Annotated in this window: 18 protein-coding genes; 5 read left to right on the top strand and 13 right to left on the bottom strand. The window is 37.4% G+C overall.

Annotated features, from left to right (window positions below; genetic code table 11):
* Window positions 1–94: 94 nt before the first annotated feature.
* From MS2017_RS01460 to MS2017_RS01510, 11 genes are all read right to left on the bottom strand, one after another.
* The gene (locus tag MS2017_RS01460) at window positions 95–778 is read right to left on the bottom strand and encodes a glucosaminidase domain-containing protein (RefSeq protein ID WP_071563498.1); all 684 of its coding nucleotides are present in this window, start codon (window positions 776–778) and stop codon (window positions 95–97) included.
* Window positions 775–1,302, bottom strand: a complete 528-nt coding sequence (locus MS2017_RS01465) for a histidine phosphatase family protein (protein WP_122951025.1) — start codon at window positions 1,300–1,302, stop codon at window positions 775–777. Before MS2017_RS01465 ends, MS2017_RS01460 begins: the two co-directional genes overlap by 4 nt.
* Entirely contained in the window at window positions 1,299–2,276 is a 978-nt protein-coding gene (locus tag MS2017_RS01470) for an NAD(P)H-dependent glycerol-3-phosphate dehydrogenase (RefSeq protein WP_071563500.1), read from the bottom strand. Before MS2017_RS01470 ends, MS2017_RS01465 begins: the two co-directional genes overlap by 4 nt.
* Window positions 2,276–2,527, bottom strand: coding sequence for a glutaredoxin domain-containing protein (locus MS2017_RS01475; RefSeq protein ID WP_122952207.1), 252 nt, complete (start codon window positions 2,525–2,527; stop codon window positions 2,276–2,278). The genes MS2017_RS01470 and MS2017_RS01475 overlap by 1 nt, the downstream gene beginning before the upstream one ends.
* A gap of 8 nt (window positions 2,528–2,535) precedes the next feature.
* Window positions 2,536–2,961 carry a rhodanese-like domain-containing protein gene (locus tag MS2017_RS01480; RefSeq protein WP_071563501.1) on the bottom strand — a complete coding sequence of 142 codons (426 nt, stop codon included), beginning with the start codon at window positions 2,959–2,961 and terminating at the stop codon, window positions 2,536–2,538.
* A 3-nt stretch (window positions 2,962–2,964) separates the two neighbouring features.
* Window positions 2,965–3,546 (bottom strand): anthranilate synthase component II, encoded by a 582-nt coding sequence (locus MS2017_RS01485; RefSeq protein WP_071563502.1) that lies wholly within the window; start codon window positions 3,544–3,546, stop codon window positions 2,965–2,967.
* A 6-nt stretch (window positions 3,547–3,552) separates the two neighbouring features.
* Window positions 3,553–4,146: an NYN domain-containing protein gene (locus MS2017_RS01490; RefSeq protein ID WP_158009222.1), complete on the bottom strand. Its 594-nt coding sequence runs from the start codon at window positions 4,144–4,146 to the stop codon at window positions 3,553–3,555.
* 170 nt (window positions 4,147–4,316) lie between these two features.
* Window positions 4,317–5,030, bottom strand: a complete 714-nt coding sequence (gene cmoA / locus MS2017_RS01495) for a carboxy-S-adenosyl-L-methionine synthase CmoA (protein WP_122951026.1) — start codon at window positions 5,028–5,030, stop codon at window positions 4,317–4,319.
* Window positions 5,023–5,490: a chorismate--pyruvate lyase family protein gene (locus MS2017_RS01500; RefSeq protein ID WP_071563505.1), complete on the bottom strand. Its 468-nt coding sequence runs from the start codon at window positions 5,488–5,490 to the stop codon at window positions 5,023–5,025. Before MS2017_RS01500 ends, cmoA begins: the two co-directional genes overlap by 8 nt.
* A 240-nt stretch (window positions 5,491–5,730) precedes the next feature.
* Entirely contained in the window at window positions 5,731–7,797 is a 2,067-nt protein-coding gene (recG, locus tag MS2017_RS01505; protein WP_122951027.1) for an ATP-dependent DNA helicase RecG, read from the bottom strand.
* A complete protein-coding gene (locus tag MS2017_RS01510) occupies window positions 7,797–8,186 on the bottom strand; it encodes a RidA family protein (protein ID WP_071563496.1) in 390 nt (129 codons plus the stop codon). The genes recG and MS2017_RS01510 overlap by 1 nt, the downstream gene beginning before the upstream one ends.
* 143 nt (window positions 8,187–8,329) lie before the next feature.
* On the opposite strand from MS2017_RS01510, the gene MS2017_RS01515 reads away from it, so the two are divergent.
* On the top strand, window positions 8,330–8,536 hold the full coding sequence (locus tag MS2017_RS01515; protein ID WP_122951028.1) for a hypothetical protein: 207 nt from the start codon (window positions 8,330–8,332) through the stop codon (window positions 8,534–8,536).
* On the opposite strand, the gene MS2017_RS01520 is transcribed toward MS2017_RS01515, so the two are convergent.
* Entirely contained in the window at window positions 8,505–9,401 is an 897-nt protein-coding gene (locus tag MS2017_RS01520) for an ADP-ribosyltransferase (protein WP_122951029.1), read from the bottom strand. The genes MS2017_RS01515 and MS2017_RS01520 overlap by 32 nt on opposite strands.
* A 689-nt stretch (window positions 9,402–10,090) precedes the next feature.
* Window positions 10,091–10,981 (bottom strand): ADP-ribosyltransferase, encoded by an 891-nt coding sequence (locus MS2017_RS01525; RefSeq protein WP_071563494.1) that lies wholly within the window; start codon window positions 10,979–10,981, stop codon window positions 10,091–10,093.
* 785 nt (window positions 10,982–11,766) lie between these two features.
* Between MS2017_RS01525 and MS2017_RS01530 the strand changes: the two genes are divergently transcribed.
* The 4 genes from MS2017_RS01530 to MS2017_RS01545 all read left to right on the top strand — a co-directional run bounded on the left by MS2017_RS01530 (window position 11,767) and on the right by MS2017_RS01545 (window position 19,201).
* Window positions 11,767–13,335, top strand: coding sequence for a hypothetical protein (locus tag MS2017_RS01530; protein ID WP_164707536.1), 1,569 nt, complete (start codon window positions 11,767–11,769; stop codon window positions 13,333–13,335).
* Between the two features lie 30 nt (window positions 13,336–13,365).
* Window positions 13,366–15,426 (top strand): hypothetical protein, encoded by a 2,061-nt coding sequence (locus MS2017_RS01535; protein ID WP_122951031.1) that lies wholly within the window; start codon window positions 13,366–13,368, stop codon window positions 15,424–15,426.
* Between the two features lie 100 nt (window positions 15,427–15,526).
* On the top strand, window positions 15,527–17,110 hold the full coding sequence (locus MS2017_RS01540) for a hypothetical protein (protein WP_122951032.1): 1,584 nt from the start codon (window positions 15,527–15,529) through the stop codon (window positions 17,108–17,110).
* 84 nt (window positions 17,111–17,194) lie between these two features.
* The gene (locus tag MS2017_RS01545) at window positions 17,195–19,201 is read left to right on the top strand and encodes a hypothetical protein (protein ID WP_164707561.1); all 2,007 of its coding nucleotides are present in this window, start codon (window positions 17,195–17,197) and stop codon (window positions 19,199–19,201) included.
* Window positions 19,202–19,231 lie beyond the last annotated feature (30 nt).

A 19,231-nucleotide genomic window follows, 5' to 3' on the forward strand; every position in this document is an offset into this window, starting at 1 on the left:
GACATAAATATTAACTAAAGGGCGGCTTTTACTCATTTGTAAATTTTGCCCTTTATTCAGCATCTGTACCTAAGGCAGGAGTTTTTAAATGGTATTAGTCAAATCGAGTTAAATTATTTTGCCTAATGATACTTTGTACTGATTCAATATATTCATAACCAATTACTGAGTATTTATCCAACCCTTCAGCAAGGCTTTTTCCTGTGATTTTAAGATTGTGTTTGCGTTTATAAGCCCTAATTTCTCTGAGTAATTTATAAGCACGGTTACGGTTGATATTCAACAGATAATATTCAATTGATTTTTTGGTTGACGAAAATCTTTTTATTCTGTGCTTGGCGCCTTTATCACGATTCTTAGGAATGACACCGCAGTTCTTTGTAAAGCACCAAATGCCAAAATAATTATTTAATTCCATGGCAAATCGTGATCGCCCCCAATTAGATTCAATTGCTGCCTGTGCCAATACCAAAGAAACAGGAATAACATCTACCATATTTAATAACTTTTCTTTACTTACCCGTTTAAGGTGGTATTTTTTGGCTAATTTTTTCATCTGCAACACGCTTAACTGGTTTTTTTCAATGGATGAGCGAGTGTCTCTAATTTTCTGCTCTTCTGCTTTTACTATTGGCAGTAAGTAATTGAAGAAAGAATCTTTCATTTCCTGAATGCTTTTGGCTTCCTTAAAATTTGGTGGATTGGGAGAGTTAGGCCATAAAGTTATGTGTGCCACCAGAGTTATTGCAATAAGTGCCAATAATATAGAATTTTTCATATTTTAAACTGTTCACAAGATCCAGAAATAACCTCCATTGTAAACATTTTTTCAATAGGTAAATGAAGTAAATGAGATTTAATGACTCTAATAACACCTGCGTGAGCGACGATTAACACCGATTGCATAGTGTCTTGTGTTATTTGCATAAATGCATCCAAGACTCGGGCTTGAAAAGTATGCAAATTTTCTGCACCTAATGGCAAGTTATCCACTGGGTTTTGTTTGAATTTATTAACCGTTTTTTGTCCAATTTGCTGGACATTTTGACCTTGCCAATCGCCAAATCCTATTTCTTTTAAAGATTCAAATACCTGCATTTCTATATGCAGTGTTTGTGATAAATGTTGGGCGAATGCTTGACAACGAATCATGGGTGAAGTGGCAATAAAATCCCAATATTTGCCATTGGTTGATGCTTGCATTTGTTGCCAGCCTTTTTTAGTTAAAGGGTCATCAAGCAAGTTACCACGATATAATCGACCACCTTCAGGCTCTCCGTGCCTGAGTAGATCAAGCGTCATTCGTTAATTTGTACTCTTGACATTAAATAATTTACCGCTTCAGTTGGCGTTGTTTGTTTTTGAATAACTTGATTGACTTGTTCGCAAATTGGCATTTCAATGTGATGTTTTTGAGCAATTGATAAGACCAGTTCCAAGGTATTTAATCCTTCAACAGTCGCATTAATATGATTCAATGCCTGCTCAACACTTTGATTGTTTGCCAGCGCTTTGCCAAATCGACGATTTCTTGATAAATCATCAGAGCAAGTAAGTACCAAATCGCCCAATCCCGATAAACCGTTAAAAGTAGTAATATTTGCACCCAATGCCACGCCTAAGCGCACCATTTCAGCCAATCCTCGAGTAATGAGTGCTGCCTGAGTGTTGGCGCCATAGCCCAAACCTGAGGCAATGCCAGCGGCAATTGCCAAAATATTTTTTATCGAACCACCAACTTCCACACCAATAACATCATCATTGGTATAAGCCCTTAGTGTATCGGTTTGTAATGCTTGCGCCCAATAGTCTCGAGTTTTTTTGTCTTTTGAGGCAACGGCAAGTGCACTAGGTTTGTGACTGGCTACTTCAACAGCAAAACTGGGTCCTGAAATGACACAACTCGGATGTTTGTTTAAAATTGCTTCAAAACTTTCATGCAAAAAACATTGCCCATTGGTATCAAAGCCTTTGGTTGCCCAAGCAACAGGCTGATTATTTGTCAGTACAGGTTGTAATGCTTTGAGTGTGGTCATAAAGCCATAACTTGGTACCGTAATTAAAACACTGTGAGCATCTTGCACGCAGGATAAATCAAAAATGGGTTTGATATTTGGTGCATAATCTACGGATAAGGCAGGGTGCCTTGATTGCAATATATCGACCTCTTTCTTTGTGTGTGTATGCAAATAGATGGTGTCAAAGTTATCTGCCAATGCAATGGATAATGCACTTCCCCAAGCGCCAGCGCCAATAATACTGAGATTGTTATTCATTACTGATTAACAATCTCGTCCAATCTGCCAGATTGGTCAGCAGCAGACAGATCGTCAAAGCCACCTATATGAGTACCATTGATGAATATTTGCGGCACAGTACTTCTACCTGTTTTTTCCACGACTTCATTCCAATCGTTTCGATCTTTGACATATTTCTTGTTAAAAGGAATGCCACGGCGTTCTAGTAATTGGTAAGCTCTTTGGCAGAATGGACATGTATCAGAGCAATAGATAATGTTTTTTTTCATGATGAGCTTTATTTGGTTTTTATTGGTAAATTTGCTTTTTTCCAAGCCGAAATACCCCCTTTTAAGTTATAAACCTGTTCAAATCCATTGCGTGTTAATAGCCCTGAAATGTGCGCTGAACGCGAGCCACTACGACAATAAACCAGTACTTTTTTACTGCTATCCAAGGTATCAAGTTTGTTTTTAACCTGACTCAGTGGAATATGGATAGCATTCGGAATATAACCGTCTTTTTGGTATTCTTTAACTTCACGCACATCTAAAACAATTAAATTTTTCTCATCCATTAGCGTGACCGCATTATTAACATCCACATCCTCATATTTTTTTAATTTATCAGCAATAATATTGCCAATCAATAAAGCAATTAAAACAAATAGCGTGATAGTGGTAAAAATTTGATCGTCATTTAGTAAAAATTCTAATAGTTCCATCTCTTATTTCCTTGTTAAAAAATTATTCAGCATATCGTGACCTTGCTCGGTCAAAATAGATTCTGGGTGAAATTGCACCCCTTCAATTGCCATTTCTTTATGTTGAATACCCATAATTTCATCCATTTTCCCCTGTTCATCCTCAGTCCAAGCAGTAATTTCAAAACAATCGGGCAAACTAAGTTGTTCAGCAACCAATGAATGGTAACGAGTAGCATTTAAAGGATTTTTCAATTCAAAGAATACTCCTTTGCTGGCATGGTGTATTGGTGATATTTTACCGTGCATAATTTTTTTAGCACCAATAATTTTTCCACCAAAGGCCTGAGCCATTGCTTGAAAGCCAAGACATACGCCAAGTATCGGAATTTTGCCAGAAAAATATTCAATCACCTCAATTGAAATCCCCGCCTCACTAGGCGTGCAAGGGCCAGGCGATATAACCAAAAATTCTGGATTAAGTTGTTCAATTTCTTTTATCGTAATTTCATCGTTACGATATACCTTGACCTCTTGACCTAACTCGCCAAAATACTGCACTAAGTTATAGGTAAACGAATCATAATTGTCAATCATTAAAAGCATAATTTATTATTTTTTCCGATATTTGTTAAGGTTGATTTTCCTGATAAAATCAGTGTGCATAGTTAAATCTGATGTTAAATGACATTCTCCTAATTTAGCAATTACAACTTGTATGTTGGCTTTCCTGACATACTTCATTGCAGGAATAAAATCAGTATCTGCGGTAATTAAAATAATTCTATCAATCTTTCCTTGATGGGCAAGGTGAGCCATATCTAATCCAATGCGCATATCTACACCTTTTTGTCTAAACTTTGGCTTGCCTTCTTCACCTTTATGAGTCCAGCCATCGAATTTTAAGACCCCTAGACGAATAGCAAATAAATCTTTTTGTTGTAATTTTGCAATAAGTTTATTTTCTTTTTTGACCAGTTTAGCACCATTTTGGTGTTTGAGTAAATAAAAAAACGGCTTGCCAGTTTTTTTGTCAATTGGATCGAATGAATCACAATCATAGTAGAGGATTTTGTGTAATTCTTCATCGCATATACAGCAATCATTGGCTATTTTTGCAATTATATTCGCATCATAAAGAATACCTTCTTTTCTTAAAATAGAGTATAAATAACCAGCATCAATCAGCAAAATAGTTTTTTTCATTTTTTTTATCATTAAGGGTAAAAAAAAGACCTCCAAAAAAGGAGGCCTTTATGCTTGCCCACAAGCTTTGGTCTTTTATGCTTGCCCACAAGCTTTGGTCTTTTATGCCTGCCTACAAGCTTAACGGATACGGTCTAAATTATACATAAGTTTTTTGTTTGACAACAAATTTATTTAATCGCTAAAAAGGCGGCAAAGTTCAGACATTGAAAATGACAAAAACTTTGGCTGAATCCCGCTGTTTTAAAGCGTTCAAAATGTGTTTGTTCATTGTCCGTTATGAGTACATTTTCAATGGATTGTCTTTTGGCTGCAATTTCTAATTCACTATATCCATTCGCTCGTTTAAAGTCTAAGTGTAGTTTTGTTGTCTCAGTTTGTTTTTGCACATCATTAAAATGAATTTTATCTGATAAGATTAATACGCCGCCTTTGTTTAGCCCTTGATAAATGGTGTTAATTAGCGATTGCCTTTGTTCAGGCTTGATAAATTGTAGGGTAAGGTTAAGCACTACCATGGATGCATTTTGAATGGAAATATCTTCAATGTCAGCACAAATCACTTCAAAATTTTCTATTTTATGGGTCATATTTTTCACACACTTTTTCGTCATTTCTATTGAATTGTCTACTGCAATAATGTGATTATTTTTATGTGGATTGTTTATACCTAAGGCAATCGCCGTTGCACCAGTTGAGGCGCCAAGGTCGTAATAATTGGTATTATTTTGCCCATAAGTTTTTACCATTAAGCCAATCATTTCAATCATGGATTGATAGCCTGGCACCGAGCGTCTAACCATATCGTCAAATACATTCGCAACGCTTGCGTCAAAAGTAAAATCAACCAAATCGTTTTTCTTTAAAAAAATATCATCACGCATACAAAGGCTCCAAGAAAAATTCACACACCAAAAGTTTGCTTGTGCCAATGGTAAAAGTGGAGCGCCTGCCCCAAATCTTTCCCGTATGGGTTATTTGCAATTGACCACGCACAATCTTTGGGTTGTTAAACAATATTTCTCCCAATGGTTTAGAGCCGATATTTAATAAATCTTGGGTGTCGTCGTTGATGGGAATGATTGAGCGTGCAAAAACCACAGCTTGTTGATTGCCTAATAATTCTACTTCACGAATGATACAATCGGCTTGGAAGTTGATCAAATCAGCCTCATTATTGTCCGCTTGTGCTTGCGTTTGTGAGAGGACATTCACTGAGAAATCTGCAAAAATCTGTTTGAGTTTTTTGGTGAGTGATTTGTCGTCGGTTAGCCATGGTTTTACTGTTTCAGGTATGGCTGTTTGCGTGTCTAAATTTTCCCAAATAAGATTTTTAGTGTTCATAAGCCTAACATTTTACTTTAAGAGACCTTTGCATAAATATAAATAATCATCAAGAATCCACTTTTCACCCACTTGGTAATTTTCTTAAACCCAGCCTTAGCCCTGATAGGACAAGGTTTAAGAAAATTACCAAGTGGGTGAAAATTGAATTTTGCTAATCATCCATATATATGCAAAGGTCTCTTTAAGAAAATACCGTGCATACATTTTTAATGCCATTTTCACAAGGATGAGACTTGTTTAAATACTGGCGTATTGGGCTTTGTCTTTGGTAATCCAACGATGAATCAAGGCCTGTTGTTGCGCTTCATCTTCGTTGATAAATTGGTCGCAATAAAAATGTACTTGATTGAGGAGATAGCCATCACGCACAATATTGGCAATTTTCATATCGGCAATACCGGTTTGTTGTGTGCCAAGAATTTCGCCAGGGCCGCGTAATTCTAGGTCTTTGTTGGCAATGATAAAACCATCGTTAGTTTGCCTGAGAATATTTAGGCGTTGTGTTGCATTGGCACTAAGTGGTGGTTGATACATTAGAATGCAGATGCTTTTGTTACTGCCACGCCCCACACGCCCGCGTAATTGATGTAATTGTGCCAATCCCAAGCGTTCTGAATTTTCAATGACCATTAACGAGGCATTAGGTACATTAACGCCAACTTCAATCACAGTTGTTGCCACTAATACATTAATCTTACCTTGTGCAAATTGTTGCATAATAGACTGTTTTTCGTCTTTGTTCATCTTGCCATGAATGAGCATAACAGTATGGTCTGGTAAATTTTCCTGCAAATAGTGGTGGGTATTGGTGGCAGATTCTGCCCGTAATGCTTCCGATTCTTCAATCAAAGTACAAACCCAATATACTTGATTCTTGGCATCACACACTCGTTTGATTTTTTCAATCACTTCATCTTTGCGCTTATTACTAAGTGCGATTGTTTGTACTGGCGTTCTTCCTGGTGGCAATTCATCAATAATAGACGAGTCTAAATCTGCATAGGCGCTCATTGTTAGTGAGCGAGGAATGGGCGTGGCGGTCATTACCAGTTGGTGTGGTGTGTTGTGTGCTTTTTGTGTCAAAGACAATCGTTGATGTACGCCAAATTTATGTTGTTCGTCAACAATCACCAAGCCGAGTTTATTAAACACCACCGATTTTTGAAACAAAGCGTGTGTGCCAATCACGACTTGTGCTTGGCCTAAGCGTATTTTTTCCAGTTGCGCTGCTCTTGTTTGGGTGTTTTGTGAGCCAGTTAAAAACGCTATTTCAATCCCTAAAATGGTTAAATAATTGGTGAAACTTTGTAGATGTTGATAAGCCAAAATTTCCGTTGGTGCCATAATTGCCGCTTGAAAACCATTTTCAATCGCTTGTAAACACGCAAAAACAGCCACAATGGTTTTACCCGAGCCCACATCGCCTTGTAGCAGTCTAAGCATTGGATGATTGGATGATAAATCGGCGTTAATATCTGTGATACTGCGCTGTTGTGCGTTGGTTAGTTTGAAGCCTAGATTTTTATGTAATTGTTTGGAGAGAGCGTCTTTAATCACAAAAACATTGGCTATTTTATTTTTTCGTTGTTTTTTTAATTGTAATAAACTCAGTTGTTGCGCACACAATTCCTCAATAATTAATCGCTGTTGCGCAATGTGTTTAAATGCTTCAATTTGCTCTAAATTTTCATCTTCTTTTGGGTGGTGTAATATTTCTAACGCCTGCTTTAACGACGGCATAGAATGACCAGAAAAACGCTCAAAATTATCCCTCAATGGCGATTCTTTTAACGCCGTCATGGCAGCCCCAACCCATTTTTTCATTTGCGCTTGGTGGATATTGCCAGTTAGTGGATAGATTGGACTTAAAGTCTTTTCTAACAACGAACTTTGTCCCTTAGAAATCAGTCGGTATTCAGGATGGTGCATTTCTAAGCCATCATGGCCGTTTTTTACCTCGCCAAAACATTGGATGATATTGCCACGCACCAGTTGTTGTTTTTGATATTGACTAAAATGGAAGAAACGCAATAATAAGCGGCGATTGTTCTCATCAACAAGATGACACAGTAGTTGGCGCATCCTTGTCGGCGGTGTTTCAACATTTTTAATAGTGAGTTGCAGCAACACTTCATCACCCGCACGCGCTTGATTTAATTTGGCAATAGAGGTTTTATTTTGGTATCGATGTGGCAAATGAAACAACAAATGTTCTAAATTATAAATGCCAATTGCATTTAATTTGTCTTGTGCTTTTGGCCCTAATCCATTAATAGAAATAATGGGATCAGACAACTTACTCATTACTCAATGACCATAACGCCATCCATTTCCACCTGTGCCGCTTTTGGTAATTCTTTGATGCCAACCGCTGCCCGTGCAGGATAAGGCTGAGAAAAATATTGTGCCATAATCTCATTCACAATTGGAAAATGACTTAATTCTGTTAAAAAGATATTAAGTTTTACAATATCATTCAACCCACCGCCTGCTGCCTCACACACCGCTGTTAAATTCTTAAACACTCGATGAATCTGTTCACTAATATCGCCTTCAACCATCTCCATCGTCTCGGGTATCAAAGGAATTTGTCCTGAAAGATAAACAGTTGTCCCGCCAGTTATTGCTACTGCTTGTGAATAAGTGCCAATTGCTTGTGGTGCTTTGTTTGTTGAAATAATGTCTTTTTGCATGATAATCCCTTTAGTGGCAATTTAAATATGACCAAATTTTACTGCATATTTATACCAAAGTCTTGATAGAATGATGCTAAATATCTTTTAGGTTTGAATGAGTTAATTGACTTTTTTTTATACAAAGAGACCTTTGCATAAATATGAATAATCATCAAGAATCCACTTTTCACCCACTTGGTAATTTTTTAAACCCAGCCTTAGCCCTGCTAGGACAAGGTTTAAGAAAATCACCAATTGGGCAAAAATTGAATTTTGCTAATCACCCATATTTATGCAAAGGTCTCACAAAACCAGTCTTATTTATCGTTTATTTTTTTAAGGAGCACACCCTTCTCCCCCAACATTGATATTATTTTTCAACGAGTCGGGAATTAAATGCTCATTGTCAGCCCCTAATCTCTCTTTGAATATTTCAAGTTTTTCTTTATTGATGGCACTGCCTTCACTCATAAAAAATACCTTTGCATCTTCGGGAACCATCTCTTGCTCTGTGAGTTCAACAGTTACCATTCTTTTTTCAATCCCATCATCATCTATAAAACCTTTGTAACTTGTTGTTTTTTTGACTCTGTATATTTGTCCTGGCTTGGTCAATGCCTCCGCTTCGTCCTCAACTGAATAAGGAGCAATCGGGACTGAATTGGCTGAGTTTTCAACGCCAAAAATAACCCCGATATCGTTTTCCACTGCACCTGTCCTTGAAAAATCTGAAGCCTCTTCAAAACTATACGAAAAAGAAGTGAATTTGTCAGTGACGATAAAATCTCCTTCTGTTATTCCAGGGACTTCCCCATCAAGATCGTAATAAGGTTTTCCATTTCCCGATGACCTAGTCGAAGAACTTCCACGATAAATATTGCTATTAGAAGGTGGGAATTTATTCATCGTCTCAGAAAAGTTTTTTATTTTTGCTTGGTAGACTTCTATAGATTCAGGCGCACTACTTCCAGCTCCATCTTTAAGGTAATTATTTATATAACTATTGCTATCAACTGTGTATCCATCAAAGTATAGTTTTTCTTCTGAAGTAATCTCCAGTCCCTCCGTTTGTTTTCTCATTTTCTCAGAATAGACTGATTTTATTTTGTCTCTTTCGCTGGCACTATTGTTGGTAAATATTTCTCGTTGTTTATCTTCACTCGGAAAAATTGTTGCAGAAGCATCTGCAAAAGTCCAAATAAGTAAAGCAATAAGTAGATAATGTTTTTTCATATAGTTATTTTTTTAAGATTTAAGTTATGATAAATAGATATGATTTTGCCAAATACCATATATTTACAAAGCTTAAAGGGTTGCCCTCAAGCGTTAATTTACCGTCATTCATTACACACCGCTGTTACATTCTTAAACACTGATGAGTCTGTTCATTAATATCACCTTTAACCATTTTCATCATCTCAGGCATCAAAGGAATTTGCCTTGAAAGATAAACAGTTGCCTCGCCAGTTACTACTACTGTTTATAAATAAGTGTCAATTACTTTATGGCACTTTGTTTGAGACCTTTGTATAAATATGAATAATCATTAAGAATCCACTTTTCACCTACTTGGTAATTTTTTAAACCCAGCCTTAGCCCTGCTAGGACAAGGTTTAAGAAAATCACCAATTGGGCAAAAATTGAATTTTGCTAATCATCCATATTTATGCAAAGGTCTCTGTTTTGTTGAAATAATGTTTTTTTGCATGATAATTCTTTTAGTGGCGATTTAATGCGACCAAATTTTACTGCATATTTATACCGAAGTCTTGATAGAATGATACAAAACATCTTTTGGATTTTAATTATACCGTTTTCAAAAATAAACCAAACAATCTGGTACTCATCCTCATTCCAAGTATTGACAGTAAAAATACTTGATGATTATAATACCATTGTCAAAAATGGTATCGTTTATTCTTTTAAGGGATGCACTCTTCCTTAACATTGATATTATTTTTCAACGAGTCGGGAATTAAATGTTCGTTTTCATCCCCCAATCGTTCTTTAAATATTTCAAATTTTTCTTGATTGACGGTACTGCCTTTGCTCATAAAAAATACCTTTGCACCTTCGGGTGCTGTCTCTTGCTCTTCAAGTTCAACAGTTACCATTCTTTTTTCAACCCCTTCATCATCTATAAAACCTTTGTAACTTTTTGTTTCTTTGACTTTGTATAGTTGTCCTGGCTTGGTCAACGCCTCTGCTTCGTTCTCAACTGAATAAGGGGCAATCGGAACTGAGCCTTTTGAGTTTTCAACGCCAAAAATAATCCCTATATCATTTGTCATTCCACTGCTTCTTGAAAACTCTGAAGCCTCTTCAAAACTATACGAAAAAGAAGTGAATTTGTCAGTGACGACAAAATCTCCTTCTGTTATTTTAGGGACTTCCCCGTCAAGATCGTAATAAGGTTTTCCATTTCCCGATGACCCAGCCGAAGAACTTCCACGATAAATATTGTTGTTAGCAGGTGGGAGTTTATCCAGTGCCTCAGAAAAGCCTTTTATTCTTGCTTGGTAAAAATCTATGGTGATATCATCGTCATCCTCAGCTCCTTTAAGGTAATCATTGATAAAATCATCACTATTAGTTGTGTAGTCCCTAAAATATGCCTTTTCTTCTTGAGTGAGCTCTATTCCTTGCGTTTGTTCGCTCATTTTTTCAGAATGAGCTAACTTTGCGGCCTCTCTTTCGCTTTCACCATTGTTGGCAAATAGTTCTCGTTGCTCTTCTTCACTTGGAAAAATTGTTGCAGAAGCATCTGCAAAAGTCCAAATAAGCAAGGCAATAAGTAGATAATGTTTTTTCATAAGTTGTTTTTTCAGGGTTTAAGTTATGATAAATAGATATGATTTTGCCAAACACTAGGGATACCTTCAAGCGTCAATTTACCATCATTCATTATCTAATAGAGACCTTTGCATAAATATGAATAATCATCAAGAATCCACTTGGTAATTTTTTAAACCCAGCCTTAGCCCTGCTAGGACAAGATTTAAGAAAATTACCAAGTGGATAAAAATTGAATTTTGCTAATCATCCATATTTATGCAAAGGTTTCTAATAGTAAGTAACATCTTTGTAACTTTAAATATTATACCTTCTGATTCAAAAGCACCAGACAGGGATTTTAGCGCTTTTTTTTAAGTGTTTTCCTAGTAAAGTTGTAATTTCATCCACAAAAGTTATCACTCTAACGAGATTATCCAACGCAATATATTTACTGGTATCTGTTCTAATTGCCTTTTTCGTTTCAAAACAATAAGCTTTAGGTTGCTACCCTCAATTAGTAGAGGAAGATATATTACTCCTCACTTCTATGCACAATGTGGAAAAACCCCTGCATTAGGCATAAATAATTAACTAAAAAGCCAATTTTATTCAACATCCGCGTCTAAAAATAGGGGGCTCAATTAGGATCTTAACAAAAGTAGCGATGAAATTATCCCATCATTTTATTGCATTAACATATATAGCACCTGTTCCAACCCCAAATATCAAAACTCATTAGATTATTAAAAAACTTATAGCAAAAGCCATTAAAGTCTGATATAATCTTTATAGATTTTATATGTAATAATTTTATAAGTTGATAATGAAAGAAGTAACAAGGGTAATATTTTTACCACTGATAGCACTAACGATGTTCGGATGTTCAGATGATAATCCCTCAAAGAATCCTACCAACACTACCACCATCACCGATAGCACTACTGGTGCTATCACTGATGTCGCATCACAAGCAGAACGGCTTGCGTTAACAAAAAGAAACGAAGCAGTATTAGCAAACACAACAGCACGAACAAAATACCAAGAGGTAAAGCAATTTGCTGTTAACGCTCAAAATGCAACAACCGTAAACGATGCAGAAAACGCTAAAAACTCTGCCAATGTAGCCTTAGAAGCAGTGTTAGTCGCTAAAAACAAAACTCATCAAGCCGCAGTAGAATCTCGTAACGCAGCCAATGAAGCCAACACAGACAACGCTAGAGCCTTTGCCGATGAAGCAGAAACTGTTGACACAGGTGCACTTGGATCAACTCATTACCACAACGAAGCTGAGAAAGAAGCAAAAAAAGCAGAAGATGCTTGGACTGCCCTTAATGGCAATGACAATGACAATGACAACGGCAGTGGCAATGACAACGGTAACGGTGGCGGCAATGACAACGGTAACGGTAACGGCAGTGGCAATGACAACGGTAACGGCGGCGGCAATGACGATACTACTGGACTAACTCAAGCACAAATAGACGCAGCAGACGCCCATGTCGATGAAGCAAAAAAGCAAGCAGGACTAGCAACACTATCATTAGTGCCTTTAAGCATTGCAGCTAACAATGCAACTACTGCAGCAACTGTGGCTTTACAATTCTTTAATAGTCAAGATTGGGATGTAGTCGCCAGAGAATACGCTAAAACAGTAAATGCTTACACCGATGCCATTAGAAAAGCACAGAAAATTAAGTCAGCATATGATGCAGCGGTCGTTGCTCACAATTCAGCACAGAGAATTAGACCTAATGAAACCAATGCTCAAGATTATGTGCAATCCGCCAATAGTTCTAATGACTCAGCAATAGAGTATCAAAAGAATGCATTTGATGCTAAAGAGTCCACTAAAATATTATTTGACAGATTGCCAACAGAGCGAAGAGCAATGGCACAAAAGGCAGAAGAGAGAATAGACTACAACGCCAATAAAGCAGCAGGATGGGCACTTATACCCACAGACAAAGGCGTAAAAATAACGCAATTGTTATTTGGATTGTTCAATCGCCCAGGAGTACCATCACCTATCACTTATGTAGAAAACGATAACTGCGCATCGGTAAATGCAGAAAATGCAGCACACCCTAGAGCAGAATTTGGTATTCAACAAATAACAGATGAATTTAACAAAAAAGATTGTGGCTATATCTCTGTACACTTCACAGACGCACAATTACAAGCAACAAAAGACATTGACTTATTTGCTAGTAACGATATAAACACGCAAGTAATCACTATTCTTAGTTCAGGCGTTGCTGGTGGTATCAATACCGATACTGTAAGCACGCCAGATAAGTGTCAATCAGAATTCCTCCTATACTCAGGATGGAAACACTATATCACCAGCAAAAATGATGAGTTCCCAGCAACTTATAATTGCGAAAATAACTAAAACTTAAAGTAAAGATAACAGGAAAATATTATGAAAGAATTTATGAAAAAAACACTACTTGCTGTAGTGCTAATGGCATCGCTAATGCCGGTTGTATCCAATGCGTTTACACCGGGGAATCTTGACAACGCACCAGTAATGGTACAACTCACTTCAGTATGGACATGGTACAACGCCGAAACAAATACGATGAGATTTGGTGCTAATACGAGGCATGGAATAATAAACCTTGAAACCAGCGAGGGAAGTGGACGGGATCATAATGTCTATCAATACAGTAAACTTATGAAGCTTCATGGGCATTATATTACAGTAGATGGGTGGCTAGACGATGCGGGAATAAAATTAACATTTGAATACAAAAATCTCCCACCTTCGCCGAATATAACTATGTCTTGGGGTGATCTTTATCACACATTTTATGACAACTTCCGCCTTTACAATGGAAGACTACTCGATATAACAACAGATGATAATGCTGAAATATGGTGGCATGCTTTGGATTTCCCCAAGAGTCCCAATTCAGAAATAACTGGTGCAAAACTACACTATACAGGAGCAAGTGGAATAAAGTTACAATTAGACTTCTCACACTCGCTATACGGAGACCCAACTCTGTTTTCCAATGCACATGATTATGACCGTGATGCCTTTACTCTTAATGACAATAATGATTTCTTTAAAGTAACCATAGGTAACAATAGAAAAACATTATGGTTCTCGCATAACAACATACCAAGTGCCACAACCCTTAAAGCAAACCTTTCAAAATTGAAAGAAAGCCTAAAAAAATATTATGCTAATTATGATGGCAAAATAAGTTCCGATGCACAAACACAGTTTGACAACTTGTCACTCCCACTGTATGACGGCAACGCAAGTACAATGAAAAACATTAGCGCATCTGATGAAGACAATGTAGTGAAGATTGATATTGAATTTGATAGGATTTTAAGTTGGAAAAATGAAGTTGCCACAACTGCACAATTGAATGAGCTACTTAAAGTAGATGGTTTGTATGTAGGTGCCAGTGTGATTATGACTGATTTAAACGCTGGAAATAAGAATCTCCGAATAACCTATCGAGGGAATGTAGAGCGCTCTACAATGACTATAGATTTAGGAGATTTAAGAGCCAGTTTAAGTAAAATATTTACCAATTTCTACCCACATGTGTCCAGTCATCTTCAAACTCAAATTGATACACTGGATTTACCTAGACTTAAACCTTCTACAATGCAAAGCATTCAGGCCAGCACTTCCCTTTCGGGAAATAGCAAAAGCGGAACACTTGACATGACTTTCGATAAAGATTTAGTTTGGAGTGCTGGCTTTGATTATGGGATGGGTTGTAGTTTGACCGATAATGCTTGTCAAGTTGTTAAGGTAAATGGAGGATATGTTAATATCACTTTAAGTTCCAGCCAAAACGATGATCGCAAGAAACTTGCTCTCATCTATACAATCATGACAGAAGATTCAACCGTAACAGTAAATCTAGCAGACTTAAAAGCCTATTTAAGCAAGGTACTCTATAACTTTAGTGGAGACCTTACTGATGCGGCAAAAGCACAGTTTGACAGTTTAGAATTTCCAAAATCCTTTGAGTTGCAGATGCAGGAAAAATCTATAAAAGCAGAAAGGGATACTGAAATACATACTCAAACTGCCCATACTGCCAAAGAAACCACAAAGTCAGCCACGACTGTTGCCGATGGTTTTGCGGCGAAAAATGACGCCATTGAGGCCGCAAATAAGGCAGAAGAATCCGCAAATGATGTTAGTGAAACAGACACTACCAGAAAACAGTCAGCAAATGCGAACGCACAACTGGCAAAAGAACATGCAGAGGCCGCTAAAGTTGCCTTTAAAGAACTGTATGAGTCAAAGGCAATACAAGGAAACTGGAAGACCCCTGTGATAAAAGGCTTAGGCTACTCAACAGACATTTATAGCTACGAAGGCAAAACTAACAACAAAGGTATGTATAGATGTCAAAGTGGTGAAATGGTTACATTTTCGCTTGGATATATAAAAATTGCAAAAGTTACTTGTCCACCAGCAGTCACACTTGTGAGTGTGCCTGAGTAGTTAACTTGTTGTAATTAACATCCTTAAGCCTCTTCATTGAGGCTTTTGGGTGTAAGCAGGATATAGATTTAATCAATTTTTAAACTAGGAAAGAAGTAACATGAAAAATTTAACAAGAGCAATATTTTTACCACTGATAGCACTAACGATGTTCGGATGTTCAGATGATAATCCCTCAAAGAATCCTACCAACACTACCACTAACACTACCACCACCGATAGCACTACTGGTACTATCACTGATGTCGCATCACAAGCAGAACGGCTTGCGTTAACAAAAAGAAACGAAGCAGTATTAGCAAACACAACAGCACGAACAAAATACCAAGAGGTAAAGCAATTTGCTGTTAACGCTCAAAATGCAACAACCGTAAACGATGCAGAAAACGCTAAAAACTCTGCCAATGTAGCCTTAGAAGCAGTGTTAGTCGCTAAAAACAAAACTCATCAAGCCGCAGTAGAATCTCGTAACGCAGCCAATGAAGCCAACACAGACAACGCTAGAGCCTTTGCCGATGAAGCAGAAACTGTTGACACAGGTGCACTTGGATCAACTCATTACCACAACGAAGCTGAGAAAGAAGCAAAAAAAGCAGAAGATGCTTGGACTGCCCTTAATGGCAACAACAATGACAACGGCAGTGGCAATGACAACGGTAACGGCGGCGGCAGTGGCAATGACAACGGTAACGGTAACGGCGGTGGCAGTGGCAATGACAATGGTAACGGCGGCGGCAATGACGATACTACTGGACTAACTCAAGCACAAATAGACGCAGCAGACGCCCATGTCGATGAAGCAAAAAAGCAAGCAGGACTAGCAACACTATCATTAGTGCCTTTAAGCATTGCAGCTAACAATGCAACTACTGCAGCAACTGTGGCTTTACAATTCTTTAATAGTCAAGATTGGGATGTAGTCGCCACAGAATACGCTAAAACAGTAAATGCTTACACCGATGCCATTAGAAAAGCACAGAAAATTAAGTCAGCATATGATGCAGCGGTCGTTGCTCACAATTCAGCACAGAGAATTAGACCCAATGAAACCAATGCTCAAGATTATGTGCAATCCGCCAATAGTTCTAATGACTCAGCAATAGAGTATCAAAAGAATGCATTTGATGCTAAAGAGTCCACTAAAATATTATTTGACAGATTGCCAACAGAGCGAAGAGTAATGGCACAAAAGGCAGAAGAGAGAATAGACTACGACGCCAATAAAGCAGCAGGATGGGCACTTATACCCACAGACAAAGGCGTAAAAATAACGCAATTGTTATTTGGATTGTTCAATCGCCCAGGAGTACCATCACCTATCACTTATGTAGAAAACGATAACTGCGCATCGGTAAATGCAGAAAATGCAGCACACCCTAGAGCAGAATTTGGCATTCAACAAATAACAGATGAATTTAACAAAAAAGATTGTGGCTATATCTCTGTACACTTCACAGACGCACAATTACAAGCAACAAAAGACATTGACTTATTTGCTAGTAACGATATAAACACGCAAGTAATCACTATTCTTAGTTCAGGCGTTGCTGGTGGTATCAATACCGATACTGTAAGCACGCCAGATAAGTGTCAATCAGAATTCCTCCTATACTCAGGATGGAAACACTATATCACCAGCAAAAATGATGAGTTCCCAGCAACTTATAATTGCGAAAATAACTAAAACTTAAAGTAAAGATAACAGGAAAATATTATGAAAGAATTTATGAAAAAAACACTACTTGCTGTAGTGCTAATGGCATCGCTAATGCCGGTTGTATCCAATGCGTTTACACCGGGGAATCTTGACAACGCACCAGTAATGGTACAACTCACTTCAGTATGGACATGGTACAACGCCGAAACAAATACGATGAGATTTGGTGCTAATACGAGGCATGGAATAATAAACCTTGAAACCAGCGAGGGAAGTGGACGGGATCATAATGTCTATCAATACAGTAAACTTATGAAGCTTCATGGGCATTATATTACAGTAGATGGGTGGCTAGACGATGCGGGAATAAAATTAACATTTGAATACAAAAATCTCCCACCTTCGCCGAATATAACTATGTCTTGGGGTGATCTTTATCACACATTTTATGACAACTTCCGCCTTTACAATGGAAGACTACTCGATATAACAACAGATGATAATGCTGAAATATGGTGGCATGCTTTGGATCTCCCCAAGAGTCCCAATTCAGAAATAATTTCTGCAAAATTACACCATGTAGGAGCAAGTGGAATGAAGTTACAATTAAACTTCTCACATGAATTATATGGAGATCCAACTCTAGATGCCGATGCATATAAATATGAGCGTGATGCCTTTACTTTTAATAGTAATAAGGATTTCTTTAAAGTAACCCTAGAAGACAATAGAAAAACATTATGGCTTTCGCATGAAAATATACCGGATGACGCAACTCTCGAAATGAGTATCCCAGAACTGAAAAAAAGCTTAAAAAAATATTATGCTAACTATGATGGCAAAATAGAACGAAAGACAGAAATACTTCTAGAGCAAATGCAGCTCCCCGTGTTTGACAACAATACCAGCAGAATGAAAAACATTACTGCATCAAGTGAAGGCAATCTAGTAAAGATTGACATTGAATTTGACAGAGTTTTAAATTGGAAAAATGCAGTTTCCACAACTATACAACTAGATAAACTATTTAAGTTAAATGATGTGTATGTAGATGCCACTATGGTCATGTCTGATTTAGGAGCTGGAAATAAGCATGTTCAGATAACCTATGAAGGGAATGTGGAGCGTTCTATAATGACTATAGATTTAGGCAGTTTAAGATCTGGTTTGACTAAAGTATTTACTAATTTTTATTCACATATATCTAGCCATATTCAGAGCCAAATTGATACACTGGATTTACCTAAGCGTAAACCTTCTACAATAGGAAGTATTCAGGCTGATATATTCCCTTCAGGAAACAGAAGGTACGGAGTGATTAACATGACTTTCGATGAAGATTTAGTTTGGCAAGAGGGGTATGGCTATGATTCAAGTTGTAGTTTAGATGGTAACGCTTGTCAAGTTGTTAAGGTAAATGAAGAATATGTTAATGTTACTTCAAGTACCAATCAAGAAGGCGATCGCAAGAAGCTTATTTTGACCTATACAATCATGACAGCAGATTCAACCGTAACAGTAAATCTAATAGACTTAAAAGCCTATTTAAGCAAGGTACTCTATAACTTTAGTGGAGACCTTACTGATGCGGCAAAAGCACAGTTTGACAGTTTAGAATTTCCAAAATCCTTTGAGTTGCAGATGCAGGAAAAATCTATAAAAGCAGAAAGGGATACTGAAACACATACTCAAACTGCCCATACTGCCAAAGAAACCACAAAGTCAGCCACGACTGTTGCCGATGGTTTTGCAGCGAAAAATGACGCCATTGAAGCCGCAAATAAGGCAGAAGAATCCGCAAATGATGTTAGTGAAACAGACACTACCAGAAAACAGTCAGCAAATGCGAACGCACAACTGGCAAAAGAACATGCAGAGGCCGCTAAAGTTGCCTTTAAAGAACTGTATGAGTCAAAGGCAATACAAGGAAACTGGAAGACCCCTGTGATAAAAGGCTTAGGCTATTCAACAGACATTTATAGCTACGAAGGCAAAACTAACAACAAAGGTATGTATAGATGTCAAAGTGGTGAAATGGTTACATTTTCACTTGGATATATAAAAATTGCAAAAGTTACTTGTCCACCAGCAGTCACACTTGTGAGTGTGCCTGAGTAGTTAACTTGTTGTAATTAACATCCTGAAGCC

It is taken from the genome of Bathymodiolus thermophilus thioautotrophic gill symbiont, assembly GCF_003711265.1.
In the GTDB taxonomy this organism is placed as follows: domain Bacteria; phylum Pseudomonadota; class Gammaproteobacteria; order PS1; family Pseudothioglobaceae; genus Thiodubiliella.